The organism is Gimesia aquarii (genome assembly GCF_007748175.1).
Taxonomy (GTDB): domain Bacteria; phylum Planctomycetota; class Planctomycetia; order Planctomycetales; family Planctomycetaceae; genus Gimesia; species Gimesia aquarii_A.
Map to the genome: position 1 here is coordinate 3,935,754 of NZ_CP037422.1, position 16,766 is coordinate 3,952,519.

A 16,766-nucleotide genomic window follows, 5' to 3' on the forward strand; every position below is an offset into this window, starting at 1 on the left:
TATTCCAGTAAAAATCGCTAAGCTGCATTGCGAATGGAGTCTGATTGAATTTGGTTTTCCATCAAAAAGCTGGCAACTAAAAATTCCCATTCGGTATCGATTTCCCAAGACCTTTCAGTTGGCATCTTGTACCCGTATGTTTCATTACTAGGACGAAATGTTTTATTTTCTTTAAATGAATCTGATCTGACTACATACAGAGCCCCATTGAATGCATAGACATCTGCCAATAATTGTCTGCGGAGTGCTGACTCTTCCTTTTCAGGAAAAAGTTCCAACAACAGTCCATCTTCATTCATTCCTCGCAAACAGACAGGATGACTAGGAGCCTCCATCATACCAATAACTGCTTTTGCGTTTTTTTCTCTGGCAAATTTGACTGCACCATCAATGTCAGCAGCGATACGAAAGGGAGAAGTTGGCTGAAGTAATGTCACGTATTCTGTATTATACTGCTCATGCTCTACAAGCCAATCAATGGCATGCAATACGACATCAACGTGGCTTGAACTGTCTAAAGCCAATTTGAGGGGACGAACAAAAGGGACTTCGGCACCAAACTGCCGAGAGATCGACGCGATTTCTCTGTCGTCTGTTGAAACGATCACGCGATCCAATTCCTGGCTCTGTAATGCCGCCTCAATCGTCCAGGCAATCAGCGGCTTCCCAGCCAATAATTTAATGTTTTTTTGAGGTACCCCTTTCGAACCACCTCGTGCTGTGATCAACCCAACCACACCGGCCATCCATAGCCCCCTTCTTAGTTGTCTTTATTTCAATCGCAATAAAACAATCACAGAGAAAATAATATTAAGTTTAAGGCAATCAAAAATACTTCCAGCGTTACTAATACGGATAATATTTAAAACTAGTTTTTGTGTAAAGGTGGAACGAAAGTAAGCTAGGCAAGCAACGCTTGCTTTACGCTTTGTTTTAAGGCCTACTCATTATGAACCAACATGATATCAGGCGGCATTCCGCACAATAGCCTGCTCCACAGTTTCAGTAGATGATTCTGGGAGGACAGAATTCCGCTCCTCCTCAGAAGATATTCCCCCGGCAAATGTGATCCCAATCAAATAACCAAACAGGATACCTTCAGTTGTATCTAACATCAAAGAGTTCACCAAGCATCCTACAAAATACACTGCTATGACCGCTTGTCCAAATGCTCGATCTAAACCTATCATAGATCGCGTTGCGCGCCAACAAATCCAAAAGAAGGTCAAAAAAAGACTAACACCAATCACTCCATTTTGAACAAGCAGCATTATGTATTCGTTATGAGGATTCGCAGTAGAAATTTGCCCTTTTTCCTGCATCATTTGATGATATTTTAAATTAAAACTACCAATTCCTGAGCCAAACAGTGGATTTGACTTAGCTAAATGTAAGCTGTTTTCATAAAACTCCATTCGTAAATTAACACCTCTATGATGTGTTTTAGAAACTCTATATTCACTGATTTCACTAATAGCTTGATTGATACGACCTTGAAATAGTTCTGATTGACTATAAGCAAGAAGCCCCACTCCTCCAACACAAACGGCTGCTGGAATGAGTCCCTTTAACCCCATTTTTTGGTACATCAACACACAAATAAGAATAGCAAGGGCAAGATAGCCAGATCGTCCAGGCACCATCGCAATAATATTAAAGGTTGCGACAAGAACTAAAATGGCATAAGGCCAACACTGCCTTGGCTTTTCTAAAAACTTCCAAGCGGCCAGATAAACTAAAAACGACATAAGAATATTCTGTGTGATCCGATTCTTAAAAATAGATCGATCACCAAATGGGTCATCTAACCCATTGAGAGGAGAAAATGTATAATAAATTGACCCCAGCAGAGTCATTATCATCGCTAGCTCAAACATCTGAATGCCGCGATGCCGTGTTTGGGGATCAAGAAAAAAAGATAGGTAGACCGGAATTAAAATAAACTGACGATATTTAAATAAGTTTCGGGCAGCAATCGAAAATGATTCCGGCGTGTAAAATAGGCCAACCATCAGAAAACTAAAGAATACTGCTGATGCTGTTGAAACTCGATATTTTTTGAGTATCTCAAATGAAACTAAATACTGTCCTGATATAACCCAACAGACAAGCACTCCAAAGCTCAAAATCGATGTCAATGATGTTGAAACAGGGATTGCAAATCCCGTTGCGATTGAGAGTAAAATTCCCGTTTGGTAAGCTTGCTCTTTAAATCGCGACCGATTCAAATTCATCAAATATTGAGGACCAGATTGCCTCAAATTACCCTCAAAAATGTGCATTGTGTTAGATCCAGTTTGACAACTTTACCTAAATGTATTGTAAATAAAGGTCAAAAGTCGTTTGTGCCCACCAAATAGAAAGAACTACTACATATATCCAAGGCTTCAATAGCATGAATTTAGATATATTGCGATACTAATTTTCCAATGAGTCCAAGTAGCGACATACTGCGAAAAAATCATTCTTAAAACTACCAATGAGGCTCTAAGCCACGAGCACTGCACAAAAAAATCAATAAAATTTACTAAATGAATTTACATTGCCATACTTTTTAAAAGTCTTCTTTCCTATCGAGATAACATCCAAAATGAACCGTTTTTTTCTTGAGGTCTTTACCCCACCCTGTGCTTTCAGAAGCACTTTCCCCCCTAACACATAGTGAATTCTGAACAAAACTGCCTACCTTATCGAATTCAATTTATCTTTACAGGCTTAAAAACATCTTTTAAACTGCTTTCACTCCTCTCAATAGTATCACTTCTTCATCTTAGCCTGTGATAACTAAAGAATCATATCTCCAAAGTTTACAAATCCTCCTTTCAACAACTACTTCTAGTCAGTTGAGTCTAAATTCTTTGGTCCAAAGAGACTACCAATGCCCCCTCAATCAACGAACCATTTAGTTAAATTATTATTTCTTGGAGTCCTGTCTACTTATTTGTTACTCATTATCTTTGGTGTAAAGGAGTTTCAAATATGGCCCCAAATTGAATTTTTGCGAAATCAAGGTGTAGAACTCAATTTCACAACGATCTACTTTCATCCACATGGGATGCGATTTTTATTAGTATCTCCGATCTACCCGATAGCAAACCTACTTCACGCAGACCCCAATAAGATTTTTTCTTTAAGTGTTGTAATGATGTGTGTCATCATCTCAATTACGCTTGCCAACGCGATTGCACTTTTCCAGAAAGTAAAAGATATCTGGGTAATCAAGTTGATGATCTTTCTCTTTATTGCATTACTCTCTTTGTTTATGAATGGTAGGTTAATATTTGGCTTTTGTGCGTATTCCTTAATAATCTATAGTGTTTTCCTCTGGGAAAAAAAAAGTGACTATAAGAAATCTCTCATCTCATTATCCTTGATTTCACTCGCACTTTTTCTCTCTTCGATTAGCAGCGGAATAGCCATCTCATTCTATTTTCTTGCGGCCTCTCTCATGTTAGTGTTTCTTAAGCACGCCTTTAAAAAAAGGACTACGGTCTATACCTTCTTTGCAATCTACGTGTTGACCCTATTCCTATGCTATACTCCAATCATATGCAGCCTGATACACAAAAACATTTTGTTCTTCGGTGAAGGGGGAACTGGCATCCTTGCTATGACACAACACGGGACCTTGAGTTGGCTCAGGGATTTTTTAGAATTGTTTATCAATCACATGCCTCTTCCACCAGCAGAACCTGAAATTGAAAAACACTTACTTTTAAAAATCTTGCACGTTGGTTTTGTGGTTCTGTTGGCCAGTTTCATCTATATCTACCGAGGCCAATTCTCCCACAATCCACAGCTATTATTTACGACATATTGTATGACCCTAATATTACTCTTATCATCTTTTGCTTATTCCATACTCATGATGGCGTTTATTCCGGCCATCATCATGCTAGCCATTTTATCGAGTCAATTCAGAAGCACTAGAAGGCACTTTTTTGACGGCTATCAAGCTACAGCACTGAATAAAACATAATACAGAATTCGAAGCTTGCTTAATTAGTGCCTTTACAAGATAACACTCTTTGGATCGTCTTAAACAAAATGCTTAGATCTAGCTTAAGACTACAGTTTTCTGCATACATCAGGTCATATGAAATAGTGGTTTCTTGAGAAAGCTGGCTTCTACCCGAAACTTGAGAAAGACCTGAGATCCCCGGTCTAACACTCGCCCGTATCTGTCGGTCTACTTTTGAGACGTCTGCTAATTCAAATCCGACATAGGGGCGTGGACCTATTAAGCTCATCTCTCCCCGAACGATATTGATTAATTGTGGAAGCTCATCCAAGCTCGTTTTTCGAATAAGCTTTCCAATTTTTGTGATTCTTAAGTCATTTTTCTTAGTAAATTTTGGTCCTGTTTCTTCGGAATCAGATCTCATAGATCTGAATTTCAAAATCACAAATGGCTTTTCATTCACCCCAAGTCGTTCTTGTTTATAAAAGACAGGACCGGGCGATGTTTTCTTGATAATCAGTGCAATCACAAGAAAAACAGGAGACAATACCAAAAGAGCTAACGCACTTAACAAAAAATCAAGTGGGCGTTTCAGGAAGTATACATTTTTTTTAGATAATCCAGAGAGAGTTCGGTCTTCTTTGATTAAATGTGGGCTTCCTATTTCTGTTTTTTTTGTATTGATTGATTCTTGCGAGAGGTTTAAGTCATCCATGAAAAGCACTTTTATAAATAGAATTGATTATAAAAAAACATTCTTTCTTAAGCAGACTTTTTCATATCTGTTTGAAAATCAATCGGACTATTGATTCCTAACTCTGAATAAGTAGGCGCGTGGTCAAAAGTTTCATCAATAAATGTTCGTTGCCAAAGCTCAAACGCTACTAGCGCGCGAATTGAACGAGTATGATTGACTTGATTCGATTGATGTTCTTGAATTATCTCACGAACTCTCTCAGGCCGAAACAAACCTCTTTCTAAAGATCGAGACGAACACAAAACCTCATTGACAAATGGGGATAATTCGCGCTTAAACCATTCTCCAATTGGAACCGTAAACATCTGCTTCTTCCGATAGATAATATTTTGAGGTAGAATTCTCTCGCAAGCTTTCTTCAAAATCGATTTCGTCACCCCATTACGAAGTTTTAATAAACCAGGAATTCGAAATGCCAAATCGACCATTCGATAATCTAAATATGGTGCACGAGGTTCAAGAGAAACAGCCATTGCCATTTTATCAGGCTTCACTAAGTTATTTCCCGGTAACAATAACCTTATGTCCAAAGCCATTGCTTGATTTATCGGATCTAAGTGACGAAACTCCTTAAGATGAGAAGTAGCATAAATAGTAGCATCAACTTCACCCAACTTGCTTTTCGCTTCAGCAGAATACAATAAGCTCTTAGCTTCAGGCTGCATTAAGCTAATTGCTTTTATGTAATCCGTTTCTATATCCTCGCGCGGTATCATTAAATTCCGGTTTGCAAAGAAATGTCGATGAACATCATAACCAGCAAATAATTCATCCCCCCCATCTCCGGTCAAAACCACTTTCACTGACTGCCGCGCAAGATGGCTTACCCAGTAAGTAGGCATAAAGGAGACATCTCCATGTGGCTGATCATTGTGATATCCAGTCAAAGGCCAGGTTGCAATGAGATTTGGATTCATAATCTCACAAGTGTGACGCGTATTACAAAGATCTGAAACTTCTCGTGCATATTTTGATTCATCAAATCGGGGATCATCAAAGCCAATACAAAATGTTTGAACCGGATTTGGCAGTTCTCTGCTCATTAGAGAAACGACAGACGAACTATCGATTCCCCCCGATAGAAAGGCCCCTAATGGAACATCTGATCGCAAACGGATCTTGACAGCTGCCTGCAATGTATCAACAATTTCTTCGCACCAAAAATCTTCTGTTCGAGATTCAACAGGCTTTTCTGCCAGGTTCCACCATCGACGCACCAAAGAGCCTTGTGGGGTGATCTTCAGCATATGCCCTGGCATCAGATGATTGATGTTTTTAAAGAGAGTAATAGGAGGAGGCACAAAATTGTAAGTAAGATAAGCATCAAGCCCTTCCCAATTCATTTCTGCTTTAACGCCCATTGCGAAAAGAGATTTTATCTCTGAAGCAAACAAGAATCGCTTCCCATTATCATACAAATAGACAGGTTTTTGTCCGATTCGATCACGAAACAGTAAAAGTGATTGATTACGTCGATCTATAATCGCGATCGCAAACATACCGTTTAGTTGGTTTACAAAATTTTCCCCATCACGCTCATAAAGTCTTAAAATCACCTCAGTATCGCAGCTAGTTCGACAAGAAAGCCCCTCTGCTAATTCCTTAAAATTATAGATTTCTCCATTCTGAACCACTATGATTTGTTGATCATCAGAAAACATGGGTTGATGTCCGCCAGAGAGATCCAAAATGGAAAGACGCCGGTTTCCAATCAACATACCATCTGTTTCATAAAATCCCTGATCATCGGGACCTCGGTGGAGTATCCTTTCACAAGCCTGTTCTGCTAATGCAGTGCCAAAGGGACGATTCTCGCGATCATACCCACCAATAATACCACACATTACGAATCCTTCCGTCCCCTTAGAACAGCCGTGTTCAGATCACAAAAACATAAAAGCGATGTCGTTGCCCGCAAAGTTTCGCATACCAGCCTCCAGTAAAACGAACTGCTTTCCGATTAATTCTAATTCTCCTGAACTTGAAGTCGGGCATTTTCAATATTGTGGGGTTTTTTAGGAAGATCAATTTCTGGCAAATAGAGAAATAAATCTACTGCTTCATTAAAAACTCAGCCGAACTAATCAAAGATATATTCAAATGTTTAGAAAGACAGCCTTTTTCTTTTATCACACTAACTCAGTTTCTTGAACTTTCCTTTTGTTTATTTATAAAGCGCTGCCAATTTAACTATAGCAACTTCAACACTTTCAAACTCGAACTAAATTCCCCTGAAGATACTACAGTAGACCAGTAAACAGGCTCGTTCTATGACAAACGACAAATTGCGTTGATTTACGCATTTTAAGATCATTATAAGTTGGAAATCTAAACTGCGGGCTCCCTCGAGTTTTGTTGGGTAAGCTCTGGTAGGTTTCATCTTGACAGAATCTCAAATTTCTCAGTTAATCTGCGATGTTTTAACGAGAAACGTTCCGAATTTTACAGAATCACTCATCATGCTCCCCAACAAAAAATTGAATCGTGTCCTGGCGGTCTGTTATGGAGGTGGACACGTTCTCATGCTGATTCCTGTTCTCAAACATCTCGAGTCACTGGGTTACGAGGTTCATGTGCTTGGGCTGACAACTGCCGCCACTCCATTGCGAAATGCCGGATTTGATCCATTAGGCTTCCAAGACATCATCCGACCTGAAGATACCCAAGCCCTAGCACATGGAAAAAGGTTGGCGACCAAAATGCATCAGGGGAATAAAGTGAATTCGCTTAAGGAATCCATTTCCTACTTGGGTCTCTCATACGCAGACCTGGAAGACCAGCTTGGTATTGGTGGTGCAGAGCTTGCATTTGAGCAAAAAGGACGACAAGCGTTTTTGCCTCTCAATCCGATTCGACGTTTTTTTGATCAAATACAACCAGATGTGCTTTTAACAACAAACTCTCCCAGAGCAGAACTAGCATCAATTCATGTTGCTGCTGAACGTGGCGTTCCTTCAGTAGGAGTGCTCGATCTCTTTGGACTACAACCGTATAACGACATTCCGGCAGACAGTGTTTGCGTCCCTTTTAAACAGGCTGTCTCAATCCTGGTAGATCGCGGTTTAAAAAAGGAAAACCTCGTTGTTACCGGAAATCCGAACTTCGAATGGGTTCATGAATTCTCCCTCAAAAAAAGTCAACCTGAATCTTTTTGGCGGATTCAACATCAAGTTGAACCTGAAGATCTTCTGGCACTATATGCGATGAAGCCCAATTGGGATCAACACGAAGAGATGATTGTCAGTAGTCTGGAAAAAGTCTTGCCTCAGAGACCTTCATTGAAGGTTGCAGTACGACCCCACCCAAACGGTGATCGTAGTCTGGCAGAAAATGTAATAAAACGTTTGGGGAAGGCATCTTTTCTGAATGAAAATACTTCATTGCCACTCACAATTGAATCTTGTGATGCATTAATCACCCATAAATCAACAGTCTCTGTAGAAGCAGCTTTACTCGGTCGGCAAGTTGCCTTGTTTCATTCAAATCACGATTATCCAACTCATGGTATTCCCTTACACCTCTTTGACTGGGGCAGTTTCTCAATCACCATTGATGAAGGAATCAATGCTCTTTCACAACTGAAAAAAGAAACAACTGAAACACAGCACCAACGCGGAAAAGCAATTCGCGAAGCCTGGAACTGTGATGGGCGATCTCACATACGCATTGCTAATGTTGTGATTCAAGCTCTACAGAACAAGAAAGCAATCAAAGCAGCATGAGAAAAATGTAACCTCACGATTAAGTCATAAGCTAAATCATCAGCCTTCAAGAAATAGAATTTCATAACATAGCAAGCATTTTTGCAGGTATCACTTGAAAACTTCAAACACACGACCACATGGAATTATGTTTCATCATTTTTATGATGAAAAACATATCAAAGGGCAAGGCGCCATTTCTCAGGATGATCTTGCACAAATCATAGAGCACTATCAACAAAACCATCATCTTTTACATGCTAGAGAATGGTTAGAAAAAGCAGTTCAAGGCTCACTTTCTACAAATGACGTCTGTCTGACTTTTGATGATGCACTACTATGCCAGTATGAAATTGCACTACCCGTTCTGGAATCATTTGACTTGAGTGCTTTCTGGTTTGTCTATTCTTCTGTCATCACAGGCGGTACGGAAAATCTTGAAATCTATCGAAAATTCAGAACAGTCTGTTTTGATAATATTGATGACTTTTATGAAAGTTTTTTCCAGACAGTCGCTTCATCAAAATACCAGAAAACCGTTGAAGAATCATTAAAAGACTTTTCTGCAGATGAATACCTTAGTCAATTCCCCTTCTATACAAATGAAGATAAGCGATTTCGTTTCGTGAGAGATATTGCATTAGGAGTCAAAGCATACAATGAAATCCAGAATGTCATGATTCGCGAGTGGAAGATTGACATACCGAGTTTTTCGAGTGATTTGTGGATGAATAAGCAACAGGTATTTGAACTACATTCTAAAAATCATATTGTTGGCCTACACTCTCATACTCATCCCACTGCACTGGCCTCTTTAGCCGCGAAGGGCCAGCGAAATGAATACGAAACAAATTATGATACGTTAAATCAGTTACTAAACTCAGCATCAGTAACGATGTCACACCCATGTAACTCATACAACAATGATACAATCGAAATTTTGAATGACCTGGAAATCAAAATTGGTTTCCGATCAAACATGAAAGAACATCCTTTAACAAATCTGGAATTTCCCCGAGAAGACCATGCTAATATTATGGAGAGGATTGCAGCATGAAAATCACTGTTTTCACCAGCAATCAACCTCGGCACCTTTCCTTAATTGAGTCACTTGCTTCGATTGCAGATGAAGTTTATGCAATCCAGGAATGTAACACAATTTTTCCAGGTCAAGTTGCTGACTTCTTCAAACGGTCTGAAGTCATGCAAGAATACTTCAGTCATGTTTTAAATGCAGAAAAGGAGATTTTCGGACGGCCTCGGTTTTCTCCACTGAATGTCAAATCACTGTCGATGAAGCTAGGCGACCTGAACCGATTAGAACTGGATGCGTTAAAGCCTGGCCTGGAAAGCGATTACTACATCGTATTTGGGAGTAGTTTCATTAAAGGAGACCTTTGTGATTTCCTGGTGAACCAGAAAGCTTTAAACATCCATATGGGGGCATCACCATACTATCGTGGAAGCAGCTGTAATTTCTGGGCAGTCCAAGAGGGAAATCCCGATTATGTGGGAGCAACAATTCATCTTTTGACAAAAGGTCTGGATTCTGGCCCGATGTTATTCCACGCATTACCAAAGCCACAAAAAACCACACCATTTGTGCTGGGAATGCAAGCCGTAAAGGCAGCTCATGAGGGATTACTCAGTCATTTGAAATCAGGTACGATTTTCGATTTTGATCCCGTCACTCAAGATAAATCACAGGAACTCAAATACACTCGAAACAGTGACTTCACAGATGAAGTCGCATCCTATTATTTGAAAACCGCGCCTACACCTGAAGAGGTACTTCAATCTTTGCAATCGCGGGACTTATCCAAATTTCTGCACCCTTATCTTGGTTAATCTGAATTGTAGGCAATTCGCAAAAAATTAAATCACTACTCAAAAAAAGTGGTCTTAAGGAGTTCAGAAAACACATGTGATACTTGTCCCACAATCAATGAGAGCATCTTTTCGCCTTTTTCAGCAGATGCCAGATCGGGACGACCTGTTGCCCCCTTTTGCGTACGCTGGTACATGTCATTGCAGAGATAGACCCCATCGACCACATCCAAAGCGTAGTCATCAAAGTTTTCAATTTTTGCTTTGTGTACCAATTCCGGACGGAGGTGCATGATCAAAGAGGTTTCTGCCTCGCAGGCATGACCAACAGTTTTGCATTGCCCTTCCATTAAGGAGGCAATCTCTTTTTCTGCGATAGACCAGTAAGACGCCGCCATTAATTGACAGTTTTGATAATTTACCTGAAGCCGTCTTAAAGAAATTTGCATGGGACCAATGTTTCCTCCATGTCCGTTTAAGATCAAAACACGACGGAAACCATCATCCAACAACGACTCACATATTTCACAGAGCAGAGTTTCATAGTTTTCTACATGTGAAGTCAAAGTCGCGCCCCACCTTAAATGATGCTGGCTGGCACCAAGCCAGAGTGTAGGCAATAGTAATACGGATTCTTTGAGTTTCTGTTCCACTTGCTCAGCTACTGCGGTAGTGATGATCGTATCTGTACCAGTTGGCATATGAGGACCATGTTGTTCCACTGCGGCAATTGGCAAAACAACAAGCGTCTCATCGCGAGAAACATTCTTGAGTTCAACTGCAGTCATTTCCATATACTTCATCTGACAATCACTCTCTTATATCTGTACTATTTTTGGTGTCGACCTTGAATTACAGTCCAAAAAGTAAGTGGTTCTGCCTCCGAATCTTGATGCTGAGCTCCTGTCAGGAAACTGACAAGTAAGCTTATCCCCATAGTTAAACCGAATCCGATCGGCCAAAACCAGACAGAAAACCAATCTGAAGCACCATACATCAATGCAATTGTAATCACAGCTCCCGCCAGAGTTCCCACCATGACTCCTGCTGTGGTAGAACGTTTAAAAAAAAGAGCCATTATAAACAATGCCAGCAATGGACCACCAAAACCGGCGGTTACTTTTTTTCCGATTGCGAAAACATCTCCCATCTCACCCACGTTGCAAGCCAAAACGACAGATAGTAAACCTATCAAAATGACTAATGCGCGATCCTGCAAGACTTCGATTTTATTCGTTTTCGGTTTCCAATGTGCAAAATGACGATCGCGAAAATCCACCATTAATGCTGTGGTAACAGAATGGATACCCGAATCAATACTGGACATCACTGCGGCCATCAACGCAACTAAAAACAAGCCCACCACTCCAGGAGGAAAATGCAACCTTACATATTGAGGCAAAGCCTGATCTTGCAGATTCAATGCCCGAATATCTTCGGCAACATATTCGGGATACGATTGATAATACTCGGGAACAGGCATTCTATTTCCATGATCTGTGCCGTTCGTTCTCCAATCAGGCAACTCTCCGTCGAGTTCTGTCGCCAGCACCGTCACCATCTCTTCTGGAAATTGCTGATAATGAGTATAAAGGCCAACCCCAACTGCCAGTAACCCTGGAACCACAGTCCACATCCCAATCACATTAATCATAAAACCGACCTGTGATGTCCTCTCAGATCGAGCGGCGATATATCTCTGCACGGCCACTTGATCGGCCCCAAAAGCGGAAAGTGCTTCGAGAAACAGCCCGATCAAGAGAGCCCAACTGCCGTACTCGAGCGTCATAGAAGGTGTGAAATCAACCAGCAAGTTACTCCGACCTTCAAAATAAGTCGAAATGACGCCCGAAACTCCCAGTTCAGTTTGACTAAGAATTAAACCGAGAGTCAATATAATAGTAAGGGTGAAAATAAAAAACTGTATTACATCAGTCCACATCACAGCCCGCAAACCACCTAGCATTGTGTAGAAGATAGAAACAATTCCCAGTACAACTATCACAGAAATTTGCGAGACCTGCATTACGTTTGCCAAAACCACAGAAGCTGCAAATGTGGCAGATGCCATCCAGCCAATACGTAAGAGAACAAACAAACCACTAGCCAGAGAACGCACCGAAACATGAAATCGGCGTTCCAGATACTCATACGCCGTCTGGCAATTCAAGCGGGAATAAACGGGAATAAAGACCCATAAAATCAACGGCGCCATCAGGGAAACAGAAACTAGAAATAAACAGATTCGCAGCCCACTTCCGTAAGCAATGGAAGGGTACATGACAAAACTGTTAGACGAAAATAACGTCGCCATCACACTTAAACCTACAGGAAGCCAACCCATAGACTTACCTGCAGCGAAAAACTCTTTACGCGATTGATTACGACCGAAATAGATACCAAGTCCTACTGAAACTAGTAAATAGGCTAAAATCACGCCGTAATCAAGCAAATGCATCTTGCACTCAGTTCTGAAATCATTCAAAAGTCAACAACGAGAGATCTCGTGTATGATGTGAACTCAAAAGTAGGTCAGTAGACATTTCGATCTATCCTGTAAATCAAAAAAGATCACTATTGGAAATAAGACCGAATGATATTCATAATATCAAAATCTACCGATATAAAAAGCAAACGCTATAATTCTTCAGCATTTTCTGGGCAAAGTTTGCTACAATCAGCCCAGCACTTCAAAATCACTAAATAGCAAAGCAATTTTCGAGAATTCACTGACGGTAATTATCAGAAAGATGTGTTATGACGACGGCAGTCTGCTTCCAATGTGGCCATTTGAAATTTGGCTCATTTGTCCCCTGCGATCAATGTCAGGCAAGACCTCGTACAGACGATGAAATGATCATCTCACTGGCGATGACCGATCATTATTTTGACCAGGCAACATTGGAATCGATGCGCGACTACATACTGGAGCATGGGCATGCTCCCGATCTTGATCCTGAATCCAAGAAAACATTTCGTAAAACTTTTGAAGAAGTTAAAGCCACTGGAGCCATTGAAAAAATGTTAAATTCATTCGAAGATAATTCAGAATAATATAGTCGTTTTCCACTGCTGACTCACCAAGCTTGACTCCCATCTATTCGGCCTACCTATGTTGACAACAATTCAATGGACTTATCTTTTTTCGATCCTTCTTATTTCCCTTGTTGGTGGATATTTTCCTTTTGCAAAACCAGAACAGGTTCGCACAAATGGTGGATTTCCGCAAGGGGAAGCATTTTCGTCTGGTGTTTTTCTTGCACTTTCATTAACGATGTTACTCCCTTCTGCATTTCAAATCTTTCGGCAACAGCTTCCAGAGTTGAACTATCCAATCGGTTCCGTCATTGCCATTATCGCCTTTTTAAGTTTGCTTGCTATGGAACACATGACGACACATGCAATCGAGTGTGAACGAATCAAGGTAAAAAGCGACCGTTTGCCAGCGAGAATTCCGTTGATCATGACATCAATGATTGCACTTCCCTCATTCTTTTTAGGCACAACGCTAGGGATGAGCGATAATACCGCAGCCACACTCGTTTTCATCGCCATTATTCTGCACAAAGGAACCGCTGCCTTCGCCTTGATGCTTACGATGGTTCGCAGCACGCTCACCCGATCACAAACCGTGATCCTGTTTACCTTCTTTGCTTCATCCACTCCGCTGGGAATCCTTTTGGGTGGGTTTGTTCACAAGGAATTTGCAGCTTCTACGGCATTGGTTAAAGCAACAATGCTCTCGCTGGGAGCAGGTACTTTCCTATATATGGGCACGCTGCACGAAATGAAACATGCCTCATTAATCGAACATTGTGGAAAGCGAAACTGCTTTCTAATCATGGTCGCTGGTTTAGTCATCACAGCAATTGTTCGATTTGTAGTCGGCGAAGCACATCACTTTTAAATAATTAGCAAAACACTATTTACAACTATTGGAAGCAACGAATTCTCGTTTCTTCGAGAATATTTCAAAATAAAACGTGATCCCCTCTCTTCTTTTACGCCTTAAAGAAAAAACAATTATTCACCAAACAAACTGCAATAATTGAACGCTTTAAGGATTACGTACGTGACTTCAAAAGAGAAATTGCAACGAAAAGTTTCCGTCTACGCCAAAGGCGAAAAAACATTGATGGACACTTCGCAGCAACAACGCCATTTGTTGTTACTCCCCCTGCTGAAGCTCTTTGTGAAATGGAGAATTACTCCTAACCATCTCACTTTCCTTTCGTTTCTCTGTGGTCTCAGCTTTTGTTTTACCTATGCTTTGAACTGGTATCTTGCAAAACCACTTGCATTTTGTCTATTAACACTTCATGTTTTGCTGGATGGGATTGATGGTCCCTTAGCACGCTTAACGGGAATGGCTGGCAATCGTGGATCTTTTACGGACACCACATCGGACCAGCTCGTCGTTGCGTTTACGACAATGACTATGATTCACTACGGACTGATCAACGTAATTTCAGGTAGCTTGTATCTTGTTTTCTATACACTGGTGATCGTCTTTGCCATGATTCGCAGTTCCTTGGCAATTCCCTACAGCTGGTTAATCCGTCCTCGATTGCTTGTTTATGCCTGGCTGCCCATTGAAGTTTATCTTCTTCCAAACACATTGAATTATCTTCTCTGGTTTTTCATTTTACTTTTAGGCTGGAAATCCATCACCGGTTTTTACAAGATCCGCAAAAAACTATAGTTTATCAATTTAGCGGCAGCAAAGCTCAAACGCGACTTATTTACCACGAACAGAGTACGAAGGAATTCAGGTGGTAACGAAATCAAAGAATTTATTATTTCTACCAAATTTAAATACTTCATGCAAAGCTTACTTTTTCTTACTGGTTAAATTAAATTCAAATTCGTTGGGCCCCTCTTTTTTTACATCCGCTGTTAACGTTGAGTTTTCGTTATATTTTGCAGGAACTAGATTAGACCCTGCCACTTCAGCGTTTTCTTCTTTAATAATTTTGACAACATGTGTGCCTGGAGTCGCTCCTTTGGTGTCTTTATTAAACATTAATGTAAATTTTCCATTCTCATCCGTTAAAGCAAAAGAGGGACCACCTTCTTTGGGATTAAATGTCACATTTGCATCAGCAAGAGGCTTCCCATCTAAAGTCACTACTCCAATCACATCAGTAAGTTCAGGAAGTGGTTCCTGACTTCCTCCAAAACAACCAACTAAAACCAGACAAAGCAATACGCAAAAAAAAGAAAAAAGAAACGGGCGCTTCGTTGAATTCATTATTCGTATCCTCTTAAGAAGCAGTCAAAAAACAGAAAATAAAGCAACATATATTCTAAAAAACCTCACCATGCAGATAAATTTACCGCCATGGTGAGGCTCAGTTTATACACAGGTTATACGGTTAAAATTCCGGTATTACTTCTGCACCCTTCACAGAAATAAGTGCTCGCACTACCGCGGTCATATTGACATTTTCACTTAGAAAACGAACAGCGCCATCTGCCATCAAAATGTGCACGCCTCCTTCATGAGAACTACCAGCCCCCCAGGCATAAACTCGCTGACTTAATGCAGCATCCCTAGGTCTGTTAATACCTTGACCTGTTGGACGAATCAGAAAAGTATGCGTATAAGTATCCCAGAAAGGACCGAAGTTCGGATACAAATTTGAACCATTGCTCGTTTTAATCAGTGGGGTTTCCATCAAAAGAATTGTATTACTGGTCCCATCAGTGATATTCGCTATCTGAGCTGAACCATTTAACCCGATTGCTCCTTTCAAGGCATAGGTTTCTTTTTTCCACGAATGGTACATGTCCGAATCATATCGATTCGAAACAGCGCCATAGCTTGTTTTGTGCGCGCCATTCGAAGCGTAGTGCCCCGTAGTTGATCCTGTTCCAATCGAGTTTTCGGCATCAGAAGGACAAACAAAAACAGGTAAGTTTGCATCCAATACACTAAATTGATTTGCGGTTGACGGTGGAGGAGTATGCGCACAGTCACCTGAATAATGAGCAGGACTACTGGGAATTGACCAGTTATATTGATTGTATAAAGGCGCTTGGTCTAAAAATGGTAATAGCATCTGATAACAGGTGTGATTCAAAATATTGTCATCTGCAAAAATCGATGCACAACGTCGACTGCCAGGGTTGACTGCCCCCGGAGGAAATACCTTATGGGTATCATGGTAATTGTGGAATGCAAGTCCGAGTTGTTTTAAGTTGTTTTTGCAAGTACTACGACGTGCCGCTTCACGCGCCTGCTGCACTGCTGGAAGTAACAGCGCAATCAAAATTGCAATGATAGCTATTACTACCAGTAACTCAATCAATGTAAAACCGAATCTTTGCTGGGACCTTAATTTCATACGCTCTCTCCTTCAAAACAAAATATAAAAACATAAAACTGATACATTAGTAAAAAACGAATCTTAGGAAGTTTTATTTTTATGGGATGAAAACATACTTTCTGAGCAGCAAATTCAGACCAAGCTTTAAAGAAGAGAATTCTTTCTTAACTTATACCGAAAAATGTACAATT

Annotated in this window: 15 protein-coding genes; 7 read left to right on the forward strand and 8 right to left on the reverse strand. The window is 40.5% G+C overall.

What is annotated here, in order from left to right; genetic code table 11:
• Positions 1 to 17: 17 nt before the first annotated feature.
• Positions 18 to 746 carry an acylneuraminate cytidylyltransferase family protein gene (locus V202x_RS15110; protein WP_145176464.1) on the reverse strand — a complete coding sequence of 243 codons (729 nt, stop codon included), beginning with the start codon at positions 744 to 746 and terminating at the stop codon, positions 18 to 20.
• Between the two features lie 219 nt (positions 747 to 965).
• A complete protein-coding gene (locus V202x_RS15115; protein ID WP_145176467.1) occupies positions 966 to 2,282 on the reverse strand; it encodes an O-antigen ligase family protein in 1,317 nt (438 codons plus the stop codon).
• Positions 2,283 to 2,878: 596 nt separating this feature from the next.
• On the opposite strand from V202x_RS15115, the gene V202x_RS15120 reads away from it, so the two are divergent.
• Positions 2,879 to 3,979, forward strand: a complete 1,101-nt coding sequence (locus V202x_RS15120) for a hypothetical protein (protein ID WP_145176470.1) — start codon at positions 2,879 to 2,881, stop codon at positions 3,977 to 3,979.
• Positions 3,980 to 3,998: 19 nt separating this feature from the next.
• On the opposite strand, the gene V202x_RS15125 is transcribed toward V202x_RS15120, so the two are convergent.
• Both V202x_RS15125 and asnB read right to left on the reverse strand, forming a co-directional pair.
• Entirely contained in the window at positions 3,999 to 4,676 is a 678-nt protein-coding gene (locus V202x_RS15125) for a sugar transferase (protein WP_145176473.1), read from the reverse strand.
• A gap of 47 nt (positions 4,677 to 4,723) precedes the next feature.
• A complete protein-coding gene (asnB, locus tag V202x_RS15130; protein ID WP_145176476.1) occupies positions 4,724 to 6,562 on the reverse strand; it encodes an asparagine synthase (glutamine-hydrolyzing) in 1,839 nt (612 codons plus the stop codon).
• 615 nt (positions 6,563 to 7,177) lie between these two features.
• Between asnB and V202x_RS15135 the strand changes: the two genes are divergently transcribed.
• The 3 genes from V202x_RS15135 to V202x_RS15145 all read left to right on the forward strand — a co-directional run bounded on the left by V202x_RS15135 (position 7,178) and on the right by V202x_RS15145 (position 10,267).
• The gene (locus tag V202x_RS15135) at positions 7,178 to 8,440 is read left to right on the forward strand and encodes a hypothetical protein (RefSeq protein ID WP_145176479.1); all 1,263 of its coding nucleotides are present in this window, start codon (positions 7,178 to 7,180) and stop codon (positions 8,438 to 8,440) included.
• A gap of 127 nt (positions 8,441 to 8,567) precedes the next feature.
• Positions 8,568 to 9,476 carry a polysaccharide deacetylase family protein gene (locus V202x_RS15140; RefSeq protein WP_145176482.1) on the forward strand — a complete coding sequence of 303 codons (909 nt, stop codon included), beginning with the start codon at positions 8,568 to 8,570 and terminating at the stop codon, positions 9,474 to 9,476.
• Positions 9,473 to 10,267 (forward strand): formyltransferase family protein, encoded by a 795-nt coding sequence (locus V202x_RS15145; RefSeq protein ID WP_145176485.1) that lies wholly within the window; start codon positions 9,473 to 9,475, stop codon positions 10,265 to 10,267. Before V202x_RS15140 ends, V202x_RS15145 begins: the two co-directional genes overlap by 4 nt.
• A 35-nt stretch (positions 10,268 to 10,302) precedes the next feature.
• Here the strand turns inward: V202x_RS15145 and V202x_RS15150 are convergent, their stop codons facing one another.
• Together V202x_RS15150 and V202x_RS15155 are read right to left on the reverse strand one after the other, a co-directional pair.
• Positions 10,303 to 11,034 carry a creatininase family protein gene (locus V202x_RS15150; RefSeq protein WP_197992888.1) on the reverse strand — a complete coding sequence of 244 codons (732 nt, stop codon included), beginning with the start codon at positions 11,032 to 11,034 and terminating at the stop codon, positions 10,303 to 10,305.
• Between the two features lie 41 nt (positions 11,035 to 11,075).
• Positions 11,076 to 12,704, reverse strand: a complete 1,629-nt coding sequence (locus V202x_RS15155; RefSeq protein ID WP_145176491.1) for a sodium:solute symporter family transporter — start codon at positions 12,702 to 12,704, stop codon at positions 11,076 to 11,078.
• A 299-nt stretch (positions 12,705 to 13,003) separates the two neighbouring features.
• Here V202x_RS15155 and V202x_RS15160 point away from each other — a divergent pair, with 299 nt between their 5' ends.
• The 3 genes from V202x_RS15160 (at position 13,004) to V202x_RS15170 (ending at position 14,948) form a co-directional block, all read left to right on the forward strand.
• Positions 13,004 to 13,300 carry a hypothetical protein gene (locus V202x_RS15160; protein ID WP_145176494.1) on the forward strand — a complete coding sequence of 99 codons (297 nt, stop codon included), beginning with the start codon at positions 13,004 to 13,006 and terminating at the stop codon, positions 13,298 to 13,300.
• Positions 13,301 to 13,358: 58 nt separating this feature from the next.
• A complete protein-coding gene (locus tag V202x_RS15165) occupies positions 13,359 to 14,153 on the forward strand; it encodes a ZIP family metal transporter (protein WP_145176497.1) in 795 nt (264 codons plus the stop codon).
• A 165-nt stretch (positions 14,154 to 14,318) separates the two neighbouring features.
• Positions 14,319 to 14,948: a CDP-alcohol phosphatidyltransferase family protein gene (locus V202x_RS15170; protein ID WP_145176500.1), complete on the forward strand. Its 630-nt coding sequence runs from the start codon at positions 14,319 to 14,321 to the stop codon at positions 14,946 to 14,948.
• Positions 14,949 to 15,077: 129 nt separating this feature from the next.
• Here V202x_RS15170 and V202x_RS15175 read toward each other — a convergent pair whose 3' ends face one another.
• Both V202x_RS15175 and V202x_RS15180 read right to left on the reverse strand, forming a co-directional pair.
• Complete coding sequence (locus V202x_RS15175; RefSeq protein WP_145176503.1) at positions 15,078 to 15,497, reverse strand: carboxypeptidase-like regulatory domain-containing protein; 420 nt, start codon at positions 15,495 to 15,497, stop codon at positions 15,078 to 15,080.
• A 124-nt stretch (positions 15,498 to 15,621) separates the two neighbouring features.
• Positions 15,622 to 16,593, reverse strand: coding sequence for a DUF1559 domain-containing protein (locus tag V202x_RS15180; protein ID WP_145176506.1), 972 nt, complete (start codon positions 16,591 to 16,593; stop codon positions 15,622 to 15,624).
• Between the last annotated feature and the right edge of the window lie 173 nt (positions 16,594 to 16,766).

What these genes read in the sequence shown, in the direction of transcription:
- V202x_RS15110 (WP_145176464.1), bottom strand. Translation starts at nt 746, where the DNA reads ATGGCCGGTGTGGTTGGGTTGATCACAGCACGAGGTGGTTCGAAAGGG.
- V202x_RS15115 (WP_145176467.1), bottom strand. Translation starts at nt 2,282, where the DNA reads ATGCACATTTTTGAGGGTAATTTGAGGCAATCTGGTCCTCAATATTTG.
- V202x_RS15120 (WP_145176470.1), top strand. Translation starts at nt 2,879, where the DNA reads ATGCCCCCTCAATCAACGAACCATTTAGTTAAATTATTATTTCTTGGA.
- V202x_RS15125 (WP_145176473.1), bottom strand. Translation starts at nt 4,676, where the DNA reads ATGGATGACTTAAACCTCTCGCAAGAATCAATCAATACAAAAAAAACA.
- asnB (WP_145176476.1), bottom strand. Translation starts at nt 6,562, where the DNA reads ATGTGTGGTATTATTGGTGGGTATGATCGCGAGAATCGTCCCTTTGGC.
- V202x_RS15135 (WP_145176479.1), top strand. Translation starts at nt 7,178, where the DNA reads ATGCTCCCCAACAAAAAATTGAATCGTGTCCTGGCGGTCTGTTATGGA.
- V202x_RS15140 (WP_145176482.1), top strand. Translation starts at nt 8,568, where the DNA reads ATGTTTCATCATTTTTATGATGAAAAACATATCAAAGGGCAAGGCGCC.
- V202x_RS15145 (WP_145176485.1), top strand. Translation starts at nt 9,473, where the DNA reads ATGAAAATCACTGTTTTCACCAGCAATCAACCTCGGCACCTTTCCTTA.
- V202x_RS15150 (WP_197992888.1), bottom strand. Translation starts at nt 11,034, where the DNA reads ATGACTGCAGTTGAACTCAAGAATGTTTCTCGCGATGAGACGCTTGTT.
- V202x_RS15155 (WP_145176491.1), bottom strand. Translation starts at nt 12,704, where the DNA reads ATGCATTTGCTTGATTACGGCGTGATTTTAGCCTATTTACTAGTTTCA.
- V202x_RS15160 (WP_145176494.1), top strand. Translation starts at nt 13,004, where the DNA reads ATGACGACGGCAGTCTGCTTCCAATGTGGCCATTTGAAATTTGGCTCA.
- V202x_RS15165 (WP_145176497.1), top strand. Translation starts at nt 13,359, where the DNA reads ATGTTGACAACAATTCAATGGACTTATCTTTTTTCGATCCTTCTTATT.
- V202x_RS15175 (WP_145176503.1), bottom strand. Translation starts at nt 15,497, where the DNA reads ATGAATTCAACGAAGCGCCCGTTTCTTTTTTCTTTTTTTTGCGTATTG.
- V202x_RS15180 (WP_145176506.1), bottom strand. Translation starts at nt 16,593, where the DNA reads ATGAAATTAAGGTCCCAGCAAAGATTCGGTTTTACATTGATTGAGTTA.